Here is a 17,444-nt window from a genome sequence, read left to right on the forward strand (position 1 = left end):
GCGCATTAACGGCTGAAAGTACAACAAACTTTTTGATGTTTTCATTACCCGGCAGCGGTCGCTTACCGGTCGTCCTGATGCGCCTGGAGTACCGGTAAATACCAGCATTCAGCCGCGTCGGTTATCTGCTGTATCCGGGGTTCATCCAGTGCCCTGCATAACCGTTGCAGGTAGGGATCGCTTCCCTCACCTTCCTGTTGGTAACCGCCGACCCAGGCGGCAAGCAGAGCGTTACGGGCTTTGAGCTGTGTCGCCTCATCTGTCATAAACTGATGATTTTTCTTATCAAAACAGGCATTAAGCCAGGCACCACCGCTTTTGGTCAGCAACATCAAAGGCTCGCGCATGCCCTGCAGATAGCCTTGCATATAGTGCGCCAGCGCATCAGTCGCCTCATCCGGCGGCACGGCAGGGAAGCACCAGTAGCTGTGCTGTCGACCAAACATCCGACTTTTACCGTCGCCACCCAGTGCACAATAAACTAAATGTTCCAGCCACAGTAATAAACCGTCATTGATATTCAGCACACCCGGTCGCCAACGCAGCAGGCCATCGCTCTGCACCTGGGTTAACCAGCCAGTTAATGTGACGCCCGCCAGTGCCAGATTGATCTCCCGACTTTCACCCTCACTGCGCTGAGTGATCACCTCTGCGGCCACCTCCTGCATCTCTTCGCGCTGAGCCTGCCAGAACAGCTCGCCAAACGCCCCATAAGGTAAATTGCCGGCGGCGCGGTGATGGGCATAAAGGCGATCGGTGTCCTCCCCTGTTACCAGCGCATTCAGTAGCTGCGCATTGATCTGATAGCGCTCCAGGCTGTCCAGAGCAAAAGGTTCACTGTCGGGCAGTTCATTTTCTTCAAGCCAGAAATTGACCCCCAGGCGCTGCTGAAACCAGGCCCGAACAGGATGACGCCAGAAGCGCAGAAACTGTTCGAAGGCTAATGTCTCTACAGGCGGTGTGCTCAGTGGCTGAACAAAATCAGGCTGGGGCTGACCGGTGCCCTGCGCGGCAGGCAGCCATTCACGGGCAAAGCTGTGTGCCGCTGACGCAGGCTGGAAGTTTTCCGGCGCAAACGGCATCCGGCTGTGTAAATGTTCCAGGTGTGCCCGTACCCGCTGTGCGCTGTCATCCAGTTCCCTGTCCTCGTCGCCAGGCAGGTAAAAACTTTGCCCGATATACTCCAGCAATTCGGTGACCAGCACCGAAGGGTAACGTTCGGTATTGTCCTGAATAGCGCGGCCAATATAGCTGATATAGAGCTGTTGCTGAGCGGAAATCAGGGCTTCCAGAAACAGATAGCGGTCGTCATCACGACGGCTACGGTCACCTTTGCGCGACTGCTGCTGCATCAGGTCAAACCCCAGCGGCGCTAAGGTGCGCGGATAAACGCCGTCGTTCATCCCCAGTAAGCACACCACGCTGAAGGGAATCGAGCGCATCGGCATCAGGGTACAAAAATTGATTTGCCCGGCCAGAAAGCGTTGACTGATCCGCTGCTGATCCAGCCGCCCACGCAGATCGTCGCGCAGGAGCACGACCGGAATCGCCTCATTGAAACGAGCGTCCATACCGTACTCAATCAGCGTTTTCCACTGCTCTTCCACCAGCAGCAATGCCGCTTCTGTTTCGGTATCCGGTGTAAAAAAGGCATTCAGCAGTTCGCGACACAGCGGCAGCCAGGCCTCCAGCGGGCGCGGCTCCGATAAGACCTGTCGCCAGTGATTAAGCCGGGACAGCAGTTCGGCCAGATGGCCCGCCAGTTCGGCGACCAGCCCACTTGATTCGTCATAAGGCAGAATACCTTGCCAGTCGCCATGCTGGCTTTCCATTGCATATCCCAGCAGCATACGTTGCAAACCAAAGCGCCAGGTATGCTGACCGGTGACCGGCAGAGCCAGCGCTTCCACACTGGCATCATCCAGCCCCCAGCGCACGCCTGATTCGCTGACCCAGCGGCGCAACAGACGCAGGCCGCTTTCGTCAATCGAGAAGTGATTCGCTAAGGCCGGGACATCCAGCAGCGCCAGCACATCTTCAGAGACAAACCGGCTGTCCGGCAGTGACAGTAATTGCAGAAACGCAACGATAGCAGGATGCGCCTGACTGGCACGACGGTCAGAAATGGCAAACGGCAGATAGCGTTCTGCCGGGGCGTTTGCAAACACGGCCTGAATAAAAGGCGCGTAAGCGTCAATATCGGCCACCATGACGATAATATCCCGCGCTTTCAGCTCAGGATCGGCTTCCATCAACGCCAGAAGATGATCCTGTAGCACTTCAACTTCGCGCTGCGCACTGTGGCAAACCTGGATGGCAACAGAGCGATCCTGCGGGTCCAGCCGCCGTTTCTGCCCACTGTAAGCCAGTTCATCCGCCGTCAGGCCAATGATTGCCCTGTCCTGCAGATTAAGAAGATCGTGCTGCATGCAGTGCAGCAGGTTGTCTTCTTCGACGTCAACAAACGCATCGATTTCGCTGTTCAGCTCCATCTGGCTGAGCAGGAAGAGGTTATCGCGGCCTAACTTGCCCCAGGAGGCCAGCAGCGGGTTAGTCAGATGTTGTTCCCCTTGCTCACTAAACAGGGCTGGCGCGCGCGCCACATCACTGAATAAACCGCGATATTCTTCCCGGTCATGACGCCGCCGCTGGCGGCTTTGTAGCTTCGCCAGAAACGCATAGTCCTGAATATCGCCCCAGTAATCACGGCAGGGATTGGTAAACAGCAGATAGATATCAACATGCCGCCCCAGCGCCTGCAACGCCTGTAAATAGACCGGCGGCAGCGCTGAAATACCACAGATAAACACCCGCTGCGGCAGGTTATCAGGTCGGGTTTGTGCCTGCTCAAGCGTGGTAATAAAGCGCGCATAGAGGTTGGCACGATGCCATTTGGGCTGGCCCAGCGCGTCGGTATAGTCGACTAAATCACGCCACAACGCGGCCTGCCACACCTGCGCCTCTCCCAGGCCCTCGATCTGTTGACCGCGTTCCCAGCTGTTAAGCCAGTCCGCGCGGTAAACCAGATACTGGTCAAACAGGTCGGCAATGCGGGCACTGAGCTGAAAAAGTTTGCGCCTGTCTCCGTCGTCACTCAGATAATGGCGCAGTGAGGCAAACTCGTCCTGCAGCAGCAACGTGGGTAAACGATGCATCAGTTTCCAGCTCATGCTGGCTTTGCTGAAGGCGCTCTCCGGCGGAATGTCTGGCAGGACGCGCACAAACATTTCCCAGATAAAGCTGGCCGGGAGCGGGAATTCGATATTTGCCGCAATGCCAAAGGTGCGCGCCAGTTCCATCTGCAACCACTGCGCCATCCCCGGGCTTTGCACCAGCACCATTTCTGACGCAAAGGGATCGTCAAGCGGATCCAGTTTAATCACTCTCGCTGCCAGACTTTTGAGCAGATCAAGCTGATTAGAGTGATAAACGTGAAACATGCAAACTCCTGTGGAAACACTAAACGGCATGGCGATGGCAGACGGTACTCACTCTACCGCGTATCGCATTTGAAGCCTACCGTGAAAACCCATTCTCATCCGCTCAGCAGTGTAATCGCGTCAGGCTGGCCTGACGTTGATGCGGACCGCTCACCGTAACCGTTTCCAGCGTGCAGCCGCCCGGCCCCGTTTTTTTATCTGACCGCGTTTGCCAGCCCGCCACCTCGCGCCCCAACAACCGCTGTTCCGCCACACGCCAGGCTTCACGCTGCTGCCATTGCTGACTAAAGCCCAGCGTTAACACCCGGTGATACTGCAATAAGGCGCTGGTGCTGACGGCCATCAGTAACAGGGCAAACAAGGCTTCCGGCAGGCTGAATCCTGCCGCCTCACAGGCACTGCTCCGGCGCGGATTGCGGGCAATAATCAATCCAGCCCTGTGGCAAGGGACTGATTTTGCTGCCCTCCAGCCTGACCCAGTGCCATAACGCCTTATCACTTTTTTGCGTTTCACCTTTAAGCAATCCTTTCTCATCGTCCACGCGATGCAGGCACGCCTGCCAGCCATACTGCGACTCGCGCTGGCAGGTGGCAGGTGGTTGCGCTGGCCACGTTAATGTCAGTCCCCATTGCAGTGCCGACTGGGCCTGCCAAAACCCCTGAATAGCGTGTTACTCATCGGCGACGATAAACATTCCCTGCGCCAGCATCTCGCGGCTGGCCTGAAGCGTGATGCCGCCTGTCAGCAGGATGACGAGTACCATCCCCAGCGCACTGTTGCCCTCGGCGTTCACAGATTCATTCCTTCGACCCGGCTTTCCAGCGTTTCGGTTCGGTTCCCGCTTCGCCCCTGCAGTACAACGGTGACCAGCCGGCCTTCACGGCGCACGTCGAATGCCTCAATCGAAAGGAAAGCCGGATCGGAAAGCCGTTCCCATCCACTGCCGTTGCAGTTATCCACACCACGCTGCATCTCCAGTTGGTGTTGTCGCAGCCGGTAACCGTAGTAATCGCTCTCACTGTGCGTAACCCCTTCCCACTGACCGTTGCTGTTCTCGTCAAACCGGATCAGCACACAGCCTTCGGCTGTCATCAGGCCACCCGTTCCGCACTCCCCGTGGCAATAACCCGCCCGCCGGATCGCTTTTTCCAGCGTGGACAGCATTTGCTGTAACTCCTGACGCAGTTGAACCTGTTGTTGCAGCCTGAGGTTTTCGGCCAACAGTCGCGGCATAAAGCGTCCTGCACTGACCATCAGCACCGCACTGATCGCCATGGCGATGAGCATTTCCAGCAGACTAAACCCGGCCATTTTCATTCGCAGTCCGCATCGTCAATACGGCAAAGACGAATTCGCGCCCGTGCAGAAATAATCACCCGTATTTTTCCGGCGCGATTGCGCAGCTCAATGCTGCCCGCTTTGGCCACGTTGCGGCGTCCGTAAAAACCCGGCTCGCCACGCAGGGCGTGAAGGGTGATGTCCGCATACGGCGCGATAAAGTGCAGGCGGCTTGCCGTACTGCAGCCATTCTGTGGCGGTGCTGCCACGCCGATACACCAGGGCTGTGTGGGGCGGTGCCACAGCACCAGGTCCCGGTTTTGCGCATTGGCCTGAGCACGGACGCGTAACAGAAAGTGTTGCAGTTGCAGCGCCGTATCGCGAAGCTGTTGACGCTGCTGCCAGCGCTGCCAGCCTTGCGTGGCAAAGGCGCTGAGTATGCCAGCGATTACCATCACCAGCAGCAGCTCCGCCAGCGTAAACCCTTTTGACTGTGATCTTTTCATGGCGGCAGAGTGCCGCAGCAGCGAGCGCTTCAGCAAGCCCGAAAGCCACCGGTTGGAAGCAAAGCTACAGCATTATTCCTCTGGATAAAGACATGATCAGTGCAAGTGTGCACCGCGCCGCAACATCGCTGTAAAAAAAACGCCCCGGCATGCTGTGGCAAGACCGGGGCGGATGCTGGCGGCGGGTGTTCAGACCGCAACCGGCGCTTTGATGGCGGGATGCGGATCGTAACCTTCAATCTCAAAATCGTCGAAGCGATAGTCAAACAGCGAGGCAGGCTTGCGTTTAATCACCAGCTTCGGTAACGGACGCGGTTCGCGCGTCAGTTGCAGGCGCGCCTGCTCCAGGTGGTTGCTGTAAAGGTGCGTATCGCCGCCGGTCCAGACAAAGTCACCGACCTCCAGATCGCACTGTTGCGCGACCATATGCACCAGCAGCGCATAGCTGGCGATGTTAAACGGCAGCCCCAGGAAAATGTCGCAGGAACGCTGGTAAAGCTGACAGGAGAGCCTGCCATCCGCGACGTAGAACTGGAAAAAGGCATGGCACGGAGCCAGCGCCATTTCATCCAGTTCGCCCACGTTCCACGCCGAGACAATGATGCGGCGGGAATCCGGATCGCGCTTGATCTGTTCAATCACTTTGGTGATCTGATCAATCTCTTCGCCACGGGCGGTGCCCCAGCTACGCCACTGTTTGCCGTATACCGGTCCCAGATTGCCCTGCTCATCTGCCCACTCATCCCAGATAGAGACATTGTTTTCTTTCAGGTAACCAATGTTGGTGTCCCCTTGCAGAAACCACAGCAGCTCATGAATGATGGAGCGAACATGGCACTTTTTAGTCGTGACCAGGGGAAAGCCATCCTGCAGATTAAAACGCATCTGGTGACCAAAAATTGAAAGCGTGCCTGTACCGGTACGGTCAGATTTTGGTGTGCCTTCGTTCAGCACGTAGCGCATTAAGTCCAGATACTGTTTCATTTTTCCTCGTGAAGTTGTTGCTGCGGACGTCGACGGTACGCCCAAATCATCATAATCACACCGGCGATGATCATCGGCAGAGACAGTATTTGTCCCATGCTCAGGCCGCCGGTGAGCAAACCCAGTTGCGCGTCGGGCTGACGGAAGAACTCAACAATAAAGCGGAAGCAACCGTAGCCGATCAGGAACAGGCCTGACACGCTGCCCATCGGGCGGGGTTTGCGAATAAACAGGTTCAGGATAATGAACAACACAATGCCTTCAAGGAACAGTTCATAGAGCTGTGAAGGATGGCGCGGCAGGACGCCATAGGTGTTCAGCAGTGCCTGATATTGTGGGTTGTTAGCCGCCAGCGCGATATCTTCGCTGCGTGAGCCGGGGAACAGCATGGCGAAACGGAAATTGGGATCGACACGGCCCCACAGTTCACCATTGATAAAGTTGCCCAGACGACCAGCACCGAGGCCGAACGGAATCAGAGGGGCAATAAAATCAGCAACCTGGAAGAAATGACGTTTGGTACGGCGCGCAAAAATCATCATCACCAGGATGACGCCAATCAGACCGCCGTGGAACGACATGCCACCATCCCAGACTTTGAACAGGTAAAGCGGATTTTCCAGGAACAGCGGCAGGTTATAAAACAGCACGTAACCGATACGTCCGCCCAGGAAAACCCCCAGGAAGCCGGCATACAACAGGTTTTCGACTTCCTCTTTTTTCCAGCCGCTGCCGGGTTTGTTCGCGCGGCGCACCGCCAGCCACATGGCGAACACAAATCCCACCAGATACATCAACCCGTACCAGTGAAGCGAAAGCGGTCCGATTGAGAAAATCACCGGATCAAACTGTGGAAATGCGATGTAGCCGTTATTCATCATTCACCGTTTTTTTTCTGCCCTGAAAGGGGACGTGATGCACATAAATTAAGGCTGTGCATCATAGCACAGCCAGTTTTTTGCGTAGTCGCAGAAATGTAACCTGGGTTAACGCCCGCCGCGGATCAGACCGCCCAGACCACGCTGTTCCATAAACGCCGACATCATCTGGCGTACCTCCGTCGCTGACGAGGCTTTAAGCGCCTGGGTGCTGAGCTTCTGCGTTTCTTCGTAATCCAGATGACGCAGCAGGTATTTAACACGCGAGACGTTTTTCCCGTTCATACTGAGGTGGTGATATCCCATTCCCACCAACAGCGCCACGCAGGTCGGATCGCCCGCCATTTCACCACACAAACACAATTCCAGATTCGCCAAATGGGCTTCAACAGAAATGGCCTGCAGTGCGCGCAACATGGCCGGATGGAGGGAATCGTACAGATTCGCCACGCGCGTATTGTTACGATCGACCGCCAGCAAATACTGGGTCAGATCGTTGGTGCCTACCGAGATAAAATCAACACGCGAGGCCAGATGCGGGATCATAAACAGCATCGAGGGCACTTCAATCATGATGCCGATGCGCGGCTTAGGAATCGCATAGCCGAGCATCTCTTCCACTTCTGCCCCGGCACGCTGAATCAGCCGTTTGGCCTCGTCGATCTCATCAATGTGGCTGATCATCGGCAGTAAGATGCTCAGGTTGCCGGAGGCGGCATTCGCACGCAGCATCGCGCGCACCTGCACCAGGAAAATTTCCGGTTGATCGAGCGTCAATCGAATCCCGCGCCAGCCCAGACACGGGTTCTCCTCGCTAATCGGCATGTAAGGCAGTTGTTTATCGGCCCCGATATCCAGCGTACGCAGCGTAACGGGCTTGTCGTGAAAGAGCTGTAACATGCCCTGATACTGTGCCACCTGCTCTTCTTCTGACGGGAATCCGCTTTGCAGCATAAACGGGATTTCCGTACGGTAAAGACCGATGCCGTCAACCCAACTGCCCTGCGTTTGCTCATGCTCCGGGCTCAGTCCCGCATTAAGCATCACCTGTATGCGCTGACCGCTTCTCAGTTCTGCCGGTCTGTCTACACCGCCTTCAGCCATCTTGCTGAGGGCATTTTCTTCATTGATTAACCGCTGGTACTCCTGCACGATCACCGGTTCAGGGTCGATCAGCAGTTCACCACGATAGCCATCGACAATCAGCAGGCGCTTATTGAGCTGGCCGGGCTGAATGTCTGCGCCCATCACCGTGGGGATCCCCATGGCGCGGGTCAGGATCGCGGCGTGCGAATTCGCGGCGCCGTCACGCACCACAATACCGGCCAGGCGATCATGCGGGATCTCGGCGAGCGTTGTCGCTGTAAGCTCATCGGCTACCAATACAAAGCGTTCGGGCCAGGCATTGACGCCCACCAGGGAATCATCAAGGTGGAACAGTAACCGCTGCCCAAGCACCCGCAGATCGCCCGCGCGCTCTTTCAGATAGCTATCCGTCAGGCTGGCAAACTGCGCGGCAAACTTTTCAATCACGGTTTTGACTGCCCACTCGGCCACGGATCCGCGTTCGATCTCATCGAAGAGATCTTTTTTCAGGCGGGCATCCGTTAACAGGTGCGAGTAGAGATCGAAGATTGCCGCGCTTTCTTTCTGCGCGCTGGCAGAAAAGCGTTTACTGAAGCGACGAAACTCACTGGCGGCTTCGCTCATCGCCAGTGACAAGCGCTCACGTTCGCGCAGTGGATCCAGCGTGGAGGCCGCGGAGACCTGATCGAGCAGGGGCTGGGTTTCATCCACCCAGCCCGGTGCAACCGCCACACCCGGTGCGGCCGCGATGGCGCGAACACGGGCCTGGCGATACTGGCCAAACAGCTGGCTCAGCTGCGATTGTGACAGCAGGGCCGCTAGCTGGGTGGCGAGCGTAACCAGAAAAGACTCTTCGCTTTCGTCGAACTGGCGATGCTCGCGCTGCTGCACCACCAGCACACCCAGAAGCTGGCGGCGGCTGATGATGGGCACACCAAGGAAAGAGCGATAGCGTTCTTCCTTAACGGATGGGATGTATTTAAAGCTCGGATGGCTCTGCGCATCAGCCAGGTTGATAGGCTCGGCCAGGCGACCGACCAGGCCCACAATCCCTTCATCAAACGCCAGTTTCACCGTCAGGCCACGCGGTTTTTTCAGACCGCGCGTCGCCATCAGGTAATAACAGCGATGATCGTGATCGGCCAGATAAACGGAACAGACTTCCGTTTCCATCGCCAGACAGATCTCATTAACCAGGATGTCGAGTGCTTCGTTCAGACGGGGCGCACTCGCCACCTTTTCAACAATTTCTCGCAACTGAGTGAGCATAAAGGGCGTGGCCTATCCTCTTTTACGTCGATGGGCAGGATGATTTCGCTGCACCGCACTCTCCTGCATGGACATGACAACGCCTGCAAACTCCTTCATCACCCGACGGTACACATCGCGTTTAAAAGAGACAACCTGACGTACCGGATACCAAAAGCTCACCCAGCGCCAGCCGTCGAATTCCGGCGTGCTACTGTGTTGCACATTAATATCTGCATCACTGCACATCAACTGCAGAAGAAACCACTTTTGTTTCTGACCAATACAAACCGGTTTTGTGTCCCAACGCACCAAACGTTTTGGCAATTTGTAGCGCAACCAGTTACGGGTAGATGCAAGTATTCGGACATCCTTTCTGTGTAACCCTACTTCTTCGAACAATTCGCGATACATCGCCTGTTCTGCGGTTTCACCGGGATTGATGCCCCCCTGAGGAAATTGCCAGGAGTGCTGTCCAAAGCGCCTGGCCCATAACACTTGTCCCTGCCTGTTACAAATTACGATACCAACATTCGGGCGGTAGCCATCATCATCGATCACTGGACTACCTCAAAAGCTAAATTTGAATGGTCTGATTGTTTCACACTCCTTACAGGCGGTAAACCACTGGATTCACGGGCAATGGGGACCGTAATCTCGGGATAACTCACAGAAGAATGCAAAGTTATAAACAAAGTACCGAGAAAACATCGATCTTATTCACGTTTTCTGTGGATAGCTTTGTGTAGAACACGGGAGTTAACTGAATAACCCGTTGGGAGGAATCTGAATACGCTTTACTGTGATTCTGAAATAGCCATTGAAATATAAGACTATTTATCTGCTGAGGTTTGAATAAATTCGTCTGAGTGACATTGTATAATGTCCTGCCGCTGACAATTGGCTAAAGATCCACCACCCGGCTTTTTATCCACAGAGATCGGTTCAAGCTTGCAGCAAACCGGCTAATTTTTGCTAAAAAACAGCAAAGTCAAGGCTGTAAATCGAACCAGTAACCCGTCTGATGCCAGGTTATCCCATCTTTCTGTGGATAACTGGTCATAAGATCCTGTTCATTGTTGATAGCAAGTTGGGATAACCTGACCCGTCGTTAACAGCATGAGGCGGTGCATTCTTAAAAAAGCACTATGTTTCATGTTATTATGCGCACCTTACCCTGCTCATTCCTGTGGAAAACCTGACAGGCCGCAGGGCGCTTATTTTTTAACCACACCGGGTTACGCATATGATCACTCTTCCAGAGCCACCTGAAAACGAATCGGTACTGTTCGCGCGGGCGCAGGCACTGGCAGGTTTACCTTTACACTGTCTGGCAGAACAGGCCGGCATTCCAACGCCAGCCAATCTGAAGCGCGATAAAGGCTGGGTGGGCATGCTGCTGGAATGGCATTTGGGGGCCAGCGCAGGCAGTAAAGCCGAGCAGGATTTTGCGCATCTGGGCATTGAGTTGAAAACTATCCCTGTCGATCGTGAAGGCAAACCGCTGGAAACCACATTTGTCTGCGTTGCACCGCTGACCGGTAACAGCGGCGTGACGTGGGAAAACAGTCATGTTCGCCATAAGCTGGCTCGCGTACTGTGGATGCCGGTTGAGGGTGAGCGTGATATTCCCCCTGGCGAGCGCCGGGTAGGCGCGCCCTTGCTGTGGAGCCCGACGTCACAAGAAGAAGACATGCTGCGTCAGGACTGGGAAGAACTTATGGATATGATTGTGCTGGGTCAGGTGGAACGTATTACTGCCCGTCATGGTGCCTGGCTGCAAATTCGTCCCAAAGCGGCTAACAGCCGGGCCCTGACCGAAGGGATCGGCGAACAGGGACAGCCCATTATGACGTTACCGCGCGGGTTTTATCTCAAGAAAAGCTTTACCGCCCCGCTGCTTGCCCGCCATTTTCTTCTCTGAATCCCCTTTCCCCAGGCCATGCACTATTTAAATGTGAGTTCGACAGATTAGGTGCGTATAATCTTCGTTTACTTTTCGTTTAGGATACGAGTGCAGGTATGTTCGAGTGGATTTCCGATCCTAACGCCTGGCTGGCGTTGGGCACCCTGACCATTCTGGAAGTGGTTCTGGGCATTGATAACATTATCTTTTTGTCATTAGTGGTGGCAAAACTGCCTAAACATCAGCAGGCCCGCGCACGGCGCATTGGTCTGATGGGCGCGATGCTGATGCGGCTGGGACTGCTGGCCTCGATTGCCTGGGTAGCAAAACTGACCAATCCCCTGTTTACCCTGATGGATCATCCGTTCTCCGCGCGCGATCTTATTCTGCTGTTTGGTGGCTTATTTCTGCTCTGGAAATCCAGCATGGAAATCCATGAAACTATCGAAGGTGAGGAAACCGAACACAAATCCAATGTGCATTCGTTTCTGGGAGCGATTGTGCAGATTATGTTGCTCGACATTATTTTCAGCCTCGACTCGGTTATTACAGCCGTCGGCCTTTCAGACCATCTGTTTATTATGATGGCCGCCGTGGTGATTGCCGTCTTAATGATGATGTTTGCGGCACGCAGTATTGGCGAATTTGTTGACCGTCATCCGTCGGTCAAAATGCTGGCGCTTTCTTTCCTGATTTTGGTGGGTTTCACCCTCATTCTGGAGAGTTTCGGCGTGCATGTACCAAAAGGTTACATTTATTTTGCCATGTTCTTCTCGATGGCCGTTGAGTGCCTTAACCTGATGCGCAGTAAGAAAAAAGTCAGCTAGCGTTGTCAAGGGCGGCGGCCTGCCGCCCACCTATTTTCAGATTGATACGATTAACCCAATCGGTAAAAGGATTTATTACTATACTTTTTTACAGTGGACGCGTTGCGAGGATAAGCACAATGAAAGGGCTGAGTAAGATTATATTGGCGGCCGTTGCCGCAGTGACATTAGGTGGTTGTAGTTCTGATTATGTGATGGCGACAAAAGACGGTCGCATGATTATGACGGAAGGCAAACCCAGCATCGATAAGGAGACCGGACTGGTACAGTACACCGATCAGTCAGGCCATACGGTACAGATTAACAGTGATGAAGTATCAACCATCATTGAGCGTTAAATGCGAAACGAGCAGGCCTGTCGACCTTTCCCTCCCCGGCAGGCTGTTTCTCCTTGTTGTTTCCCTTTCTTAGCCGCTACGCCTCGCGCTATAGTCCCTTAAGACACAATATCCATCCTCAGAGAAAAGGAAGCCGGCAATGCATTATCACCGTATCCCCCATAGCACGCTGGAAGTGAGTCAGCTTGGATTGGGCACCATGACGTTTGGTGAGCAAAACAGCGAAGCCGACGCCCACGCGCAACTGGATCTTGCGATCAGTTCCGGCATCAACCTGATCGATACTGCCGAAATGTATCCGGTGCCGCCTCGCCCGGAAACCCAGGGCCTGACCGAAAAGTACATTGGCAGTTGGTTAAAAAAGACCGGCAGCCGCGATAAAATCATTCTCGCCAGTAAAGTCGCAGGGCCGACCCGCGGCAACGATGCCTCCATTCGCCCTAATATGGCGCTGGATCGTAAGAACATTCGCGAAGCGCTGGATGCCAGCCTGAAGCGCCTGAAAACCGATTATATCGACCTGTACCAGCTGCACTGGCCGCAGCGCCAGACCAACTTCTTTGGCAAACTTGGCTATCAGTACAGCGCTTCCAGCGTCCCGGTGACCCTGCTGGAAACGCTGGAAGCGCTGGCAGAACAGGTGCGGGCCGGTAAAATTCGCTACATCGGCGTCTCTAATGAAACCCCCTGGGGCGTGATGCGTTACCTGCAACTGGCAGAAAAGCATGAGTTACCGCGCATTGTTTCTATTCAGAATCCCTACAGCCTGCTGAACCGCAGTTTTGAGGTGGGCCTGGCGGAAATCAGCCAGCATGAAGGCGTGGAACTGCTGGCTTATTCGTGCCTGGCTTTTGGTACGCTAAGTGGGAAATACCTGAACGGTGCACAGCCTGCTGGTGCACGTAATACCTTGTTTAGCCGGTTTACCCGCTACAGTGGCGAGCAGTCTCAGCTGGCAGTCGCAGAATATGTGGCGCTGGCAAACAAGCATCAGATCGATCCCTCGCAAATGGCCCTGGCGTTTGTTCGCCAGCAGCCGTTTGTTTCCAGCACGCTGCTGGGCGCCACCACGCTGGAGCAGTTAAAGATCAATATCGACAGCGCCAACCTGACGCTCAGTAGTGAGATTCTGGAAGAGCTTGAGGCGATTCACCGCCGTTATACCTACCCTGCACCGTGATGCCATGTGCCAGCCGCAAGTGCGGCTGGCAGTCCTGACTGACAGCCTGCGTTAACCCAGTTCCAGAGCCAGCAAATCCTCGATACGCTGCGCGCGACGAATCTCACGTGGCGTGCCGTTTTCAAACAGGATTTCCGGAATCAGCGGTCGACTGTTGTAGTTAGAGGACATGGACGCACCGTACGCCCCGGTATCGTGGAACACCAGATAGTCGCCGACTTTCGCGTCGGGAATCGCCCGCGTTTCCACTTTGCCCCCTTCAAGCTGGGTAAACACATCGCCGGACTCGCAAAGTGGCCCCGCAACAACGCTTTCACGCGTGTCCTGTTCATCAATTTGTCGGTTGTCGCCAGCCACCAGGGAGATATGGTGATAGCTGCCGTACATCGATGGTCGCATAAGATCGCTGAATCCGGCATCCACCAGCACAAAGTGACGGCTGCCCATCTCTTTAACGGCCCGCACCTGCGACACCAGCACGCCTGACTCCGCCACCAGGAAACGGCCCGGTTCAATTTCCAGCTTCACGGCGTGGCCCAGATGTGAGGCAATACGCTGGCGCGCGGCGTCCCACAGGCCAAAATAGTGATCGGTATCGATCGCTTCTTCCCCATAGTGATAGGGAATGGATAAACCGCCGCCCGCAGAAATCGCCTCCAGATCCTGACCGAACGCCACCACCAGATCGACCATGGCATCGCAGACCTGCTGCAGGTGCGCATAGTCCACGCCCGAGCCGATATGCATGTGAATGCCGATCAGGCGCAATCCATATTGCTCAATCGCCGCCTGAGCAGCAGGCAAATCACTCGGCCAGATGCCATGTTTACTGTTTTCACCGCCGGTATTGGTTTTCTGGCTGTGGCCATGACCAAATCCCGGATTGATACGCAGCCAGACCGCGTGCCCTGGCGAAACCGCACCCAGCTGATGCAGCATATCGACCGAACCGGCATTCACCGGCACCTTTAGTTCCGCAACTCTGGCGAGTGTAGGTTCATCCAGCACGTCAGCCGTAAACACGATGTCGTCACCGCCAGGCGTAAAACCAGCCACGAGGGCGCGCTCAATTTCGCCCAGCGAAACGGAATCCACCTTAACTCCGGCCGATTTCATGAGGCGCAGGATGTGCGTATTTGAACAGGCTTTTTGAGCAAAGCGCACCACATCAAAAGCGTGAAGCTGTGCAATACGCTGCTGAATCACCTGCGCATCGTAAGCCCAGAACGGGCCCGAATACTGGCGGGCAAGCGGCAGCAGATGATCAACGTTGAGGGCGGTTTCTTTGGTGTTTAACGGACGCGGCATGGCATGTCTCCTGTGGCAATCCTCCTATTAAGCCAGATTCGTGCCATGTCGAAAAATATCTGTTTTAATAGCATCTATGCATAAATGATATGGGATATCCCATGGCCACGATTAACTGGCGCCACATCGAGATCTTTCATGCCGTGATGACCAGCGGCAACCTCACCCAGGCCGCCACGCTGCTGCAAACCTCACAGCCCACGGTCAGCCGTGAACTGGCGCGGCTTGAACGGCAGTTGAGTCTGCAACTGTTTGAGCGCGTGCGTGGCCGCCTGCAACCGACGGTGCAGGGATTACGCCTGTTTGAAGAGGTGCAGCGCTCGTGGTATGGGCTGGACCGCATTATGGATGCGGCAGAAGGTTTGCGGCAGTTTCGTCAGGGCGAGCTGTCGATTGCCTGTCTGCCGGCCTTCTCACAGTCGTTGCTGCCGCCCATTTGTCAGACGTTTTTACAACGCTATCCCGACGTCAGCCTGAACATCATTCCGCAGGATTCACCGCTGCTGGAAGAGTGGCTGTCGGCGCAGCGCTATGATTTGGGCCTGACAGAAACGCTGCACGCACCTGCCGGTACCGATCGCCAGGCTTTACTGACCTGCGATGAAGTCTGTGTCTTACCGAAACAGCATCCTCTGGCGCAGCGCAACTTACTTACGCCGCAGGATTTTGCGGGTGAGAACTATGTCAGCCTGTCACGTACGGACAGCTATCGGCAGTTACTGGATGCACTGTTTCATGAGCAAGGCGTGACGCGCAGGATGGTGATGGAAACCCATAGCGCAGCCTCGGTGTGCGCGATGGTGCAGGCTGGCGTGGGTATTTCTGTCGTTAATCCGCTGACAGCACTCGATTATGCTGACAGCGGGATCGTCATGCGTCCGTTTAGCGTGGCGGTGCCCTTTACCGTCAGTCTGGTCCGGCCGCGCCACCGGCCGGCTTCAGCGCTGGTTGACGCCTTTGCGGCGCACCTTCAACATCAGATTGCCCGTTTTCCGGCGCTGATTGCGGCCAGGCTGGCTTAGGCGTGTACGCTGGTCGCCGCACCGCCTGATTTACGGAAGGTGATCACGCAGACGATCAGCCCCACCGCCGCCAGCGCGGCCGCGGCAACCGGCACGCTGGTCAGCCCATAGCCACGGGCAATAACCGCTCCGCCTACCCAGGCGCCCAGTGCATTCCCGACATTAAAGGCCGAAATGTTCAGGGTCGACACCAGATTTGGTGCCTCCTTACCGTGGCGCACGACATTTATCTGCAAGCCGGGTACCGTAGCGAAGGTAGCCATCGCCCAAAGGAACAAGGTGATTTCCGCCAGCCACAGCGCATGGCTGGTCCAGCTAAACAGCAGTGAGAACAGCGCGATCAGCAGGAAACTGCCTGTCAGGCTGAGCGCCACATTGCGGTCAGCCAGTTTACCGCCCAAAATATTGCCTGCCGTCAGCCCCGCCCCAATCAGGAACAGAGTCCAGCTCACGCCATGATCGCTGATGCCGGTGACCTGCAACAGCAACGGCGCAATATAGCTGAACAGCGTAAACATGGCGGCAGCAAAACAGACCGTCATCAGTAACGACAGCCACAGTTTACCGTTTGCCAGCGCGCTGATTTCGCTGGCCAGATTGACGGGCTTCTCGTTTTTATTTCCCGGCAGGCTGGTGATCAACGCAATAAAGGCCAGCACACCAATTACCGCAACGCCCCAGAAGGTGGCACGCCAGCCAAACAGCTGACCAAACCAGGTCCCCAATGGCACGCCTAATACGTTGGCTAACGTCAGGCCGGTAAACATCAGCGCCACGGCGGACGCCTGGCGATCGGCAGCCACCAGACTGGCAGCCACCACAGCGCCAATGCCAAAAAACGCACCGTGACAGAGGGCGGTAATCACCCGCGCCAGCATCAGAAGGTTGTAGCTGTACGCCAGCGCGCACAACAGGTTACCGATGATGAAGATGGCCATTAACAGAATCAGCGTTTTCTTGCGTGGCAGTTTCGCGGTCAACAGTGCCATGACCGGCGCGCCAATGGCCACGCCCAGGGCATAGCCGCTGATGAGCCAGCCCGCTGACGGAATGGTCACCTGTAAATCGTTTGCCACTTCCGGCAGTAACCCCATAATAACGAACTCAGTGGTTCCGATGGCGAACGCACTCAGCGCCAATGCCAGTAATGCCACAGGCATAACACTCTCCCAAATATGATTATTGCGACGCGGTTGCTTCCGCGTGCATCGCGATGAACAGGCTATAATTTATGATCTCTGTCACATTCTGTATTACACCATAGCTGACTGTCATCGGATACTCACACAGAGGCAACACTGTATTGCAGGAAAGGCAATAATTGACAGTAAGATGAACTATGCTTATTAAACATGAGGTTAAGGAGAAAGGGATAGCCCGCCACTTAAAACAATCAGAAAGGTTGCCAGCGAAGTAGCCGTTTTTTAGCTAATACCGATTTT

General features: G+C 55.2%; 17 protein-coding genes. 5 read left to right on the forward strand and 12 right to left on the reverse strand.

Features of this window, described 5'->3' with window-relative positions; genetic code table 11:
- Positions 1-62: 62 nt before the first annotated feature.
- The 10 genes from recC to rppH form a co-directional block, all read right to left on the reverse strand.
- Positions 63-3,440, reverse strand: coding sequence for an exodeoxyribonuclease V subunit gamma (gene recC, locus RAC60_RS13865; RefSeq protein ID WP_325992067.1), 3,378 nt, complete (start codon positions 3,438-3,440; stop codon positions 63-65).
- 103 nt (positions 3,441-3,543) lie between these two features.
- Entirely contained in the window at positions 3,544-3,870 is a 327-nt protein-coding gene (locus RAC60_RS13870) for a prepilin-type N-terminal cleavage/methylation domain-containing protein (RefSeq protein WP_172913418.1), read from the reverse strand.
- Positions 3,830-4,105 (reverse strand): DUF2509 family protein, encoded by a 276-nt coding sequence (locus RAC60_RS13875; protein WP_375093947.1) that lies wholly within the window; start codon positions 4,103-4,105, stop codon positions 3,830-3,832. The genes RAC60_RS13870 and RAC60_RS13875 overlap by 41 nt, the downstream gene beginning before the upstream one ends.
- Positions 4,106-4,111: 6 nt before the next feature.
- Positions 4,112-4,234 (reverse strand): hypothetical protein, encoded by a 123-nt coding sequence (locus RAC60_RS13880; protein ID WP_375093925.1) that lies wholly within the window; start codon positions 4,232-4,234, stop codon positions 4,112-4,114.
- Complete coding sequence (locus RAC60_RS13885) at positions 4,231-4,758, reverse strand: prepilin peptidase-dependent protein (protein WP_081316783.1); 528 nt, start codon at positions 4,756-4,758, stop codon at positions 4,231-4,233. Before RAC60_RS13885 ends, RAC60_RS13880 begins: the two co-directional genes overlap by 4 nt.
- Positions 4,755-5,225, reverse strand: a complete 471-nt coding sequence (locus tag RAC60_RS13890; RefSeq protein ID WP_033739681.1) for a prepilin peptidase-dependent protein — start codon at positions 5,223-5,225, stop codon at positions 4,755-4,757. The genes RAC60_RS13885 and RAC60_RS13890 overlap by 4 nt, the downstream gene beginning before the upstream one ends.
- 189 nt (positions 5,226-5,414) lie before the next feature.
- Entirely contained in the window at positions 5,415-6,209 is a 795-nt protein-coding gene (gene thyA, locus RAC60_RS13895; RefSeq protein ID WP_006120797.1) for a thymidylate synthase, read from the reverse strand.
- The gene (gene lgt, locus RAC60_RS13900) at positions 6,206-7,087 is read right to left on the reverse strand and encodes a prolipoprotein diacylglyceryl transferase (RefSeq protein WP_375093948.1); all 882 of its coding nucleotides are present in this window, start codon (positions 7,085-7,087) and stop codon (positions 6,206-6,208) included. The genes thyA and lgt overlap by 4 nt, the downstream gene beginning before the upstream one ends.
- Before the next feature lie 108 nt (positions 7,088-7,195).
- Positions 7,196-9,442, reverse strand: a complete 2,247-nt coding sequence (gene ptsP / locus RAC60_RS13905; protein WP_006120799.1) for a phosphoenolpyruvate--protein phosphotransferase — start codon at positions 9,440-9,442, stop codon at positions 7,196-7,198.
- A gap of 12 nt (positions 9,443-9,454) precedes the next feature.
- Positions 9,455-9,982 carry an RNA pyrophosphohydrolase gene (gene rppH, locus RAC60_RS13910; protein WP_006120800.1) on the reverse strand — a complete coding sequence of 176 codons (528 nt, stop codon included), beginning with the start codon at positions 9,980-9,982 and terminating at the stop codon, positions 9,455-9,457.
- 685 nt (positions 9,983-10,667) lie between these two features.
- Here rppH and mutH point away from each other — a divergent pair.
- The 4 genes from mutH to RAC60_RS13930 all read left to right on the forward strand — a co-directional run bounded on the left by mutH (position 10,668) and on the right by RAC60_RS13930 (position 13,672).
- Positions 10,668-11,345, forward strand: coding sequence for a DNA mismatch repair endonuclease MutH (mutH, locus tag RAC60_RS13915; protein WP_205950724.1), 678 nt, complete (start codon positions 10,668-10,670; stop codon positions 11,343-11,345).
- A 98-nt stretch (positions 11,346-11,443) separates the two neighbouring features.
- Positions 11,444-12,154: a TerC family protein gene (locus RAC60_RS13920; protein ID WP_006120802.1), complete on the forward strand. Its 711-nt coding sequence runs from the start codon at positions 11,444-11,446 to the stop codon at positions 12,152-12,154.
- A gap of 119 nt (positions 12,155-12,273) precedes the next feature.
- Positions 12,274-12,492 carry a YgdI/YgdR family lipoprotein gene (locus tag RAC60_RS13925; RefSeq protein WP_006120803.1) on the forward strand — a complete coding sequence of 73 codons (219 nt, stop codon included), beginning with the start codon at positions 12,274-12,276 and terminating at the stop codon, positions 12,490-12,492.
- Positions 12,493-12,631: 139 nt separating this feature from the next.
- The gene (locus RAC60_RS13930; RefSeq protein ID WP_375093926.1) at positions 12,632-13,672 is read left to right on the forward strand and encodes an NADP(H)-dependent aldo-keto reductase; all 1,041 of its coding nucleotides are present in this window, start codon (positions 12,632-12,634) and stop codon (positions 13,670-13,672) included.
- A gap of 51 nt (positions 13,673-13,723) precedes the next feature.
- Here RAC60_RS13930 and lysA read toward each other — a convergent pair whose 3' ends face one another.
- Positions 13,724-14,980, reverse strand: a complete 1,257-nt coding sequence (gene lysA / locus RAC60_RS13935; protein WP_375093927.1) for a diaminopimelate decarboxylase — start codon at positions 14,978-14,980, stop codon at positions 13,724-13,726.
- Between the two features lie 101 nt (positions 14,981-15,081).
- Here lysA and RAC60_RS13940 point away from each other — a divergent pair, with 101 nt between their 5' ends.
- Positions 15,082-16,002 (forward strand): LysR family transcriptional regulator, encoded by a 921-nt coding sequence (locus RAC60_RS13940; protein WP_058702204.1) that lies wholly within the window; start codon positions 15,082-15,084, stop codon positions 16,000-16,002.
- On the opposite strand, the gene RAC60_RS13945 is transcribed toward RAC60_RS13940, so the two are convergent.
- Positions 15,999-17,162, reverse strand: coding sequence for an MFS transporter (locus RAC60_RS13945; protein WP_375093928.1), 1,164 nt, complete (start codon positions 17,160-17,162; stop codon positions 15,999-16,001). The genes RAC60_RS13940 and RAC60_RS13945 overlap by 4 nt on opposite strands.
- Positions 17,163-17,444: the final 282 nt, after the last annotated feature.

The organism is Pantoea sp. BR_17 (assembly GCF_041955125.1).
In the GTDB taxonomy this organism is placed as follows: Bacteria; Pseudomonadota; Gammaproteobacteria; order Enterobacterales; family Enterobacteriaceae; genus Pantoea; species Pantoea stewartii.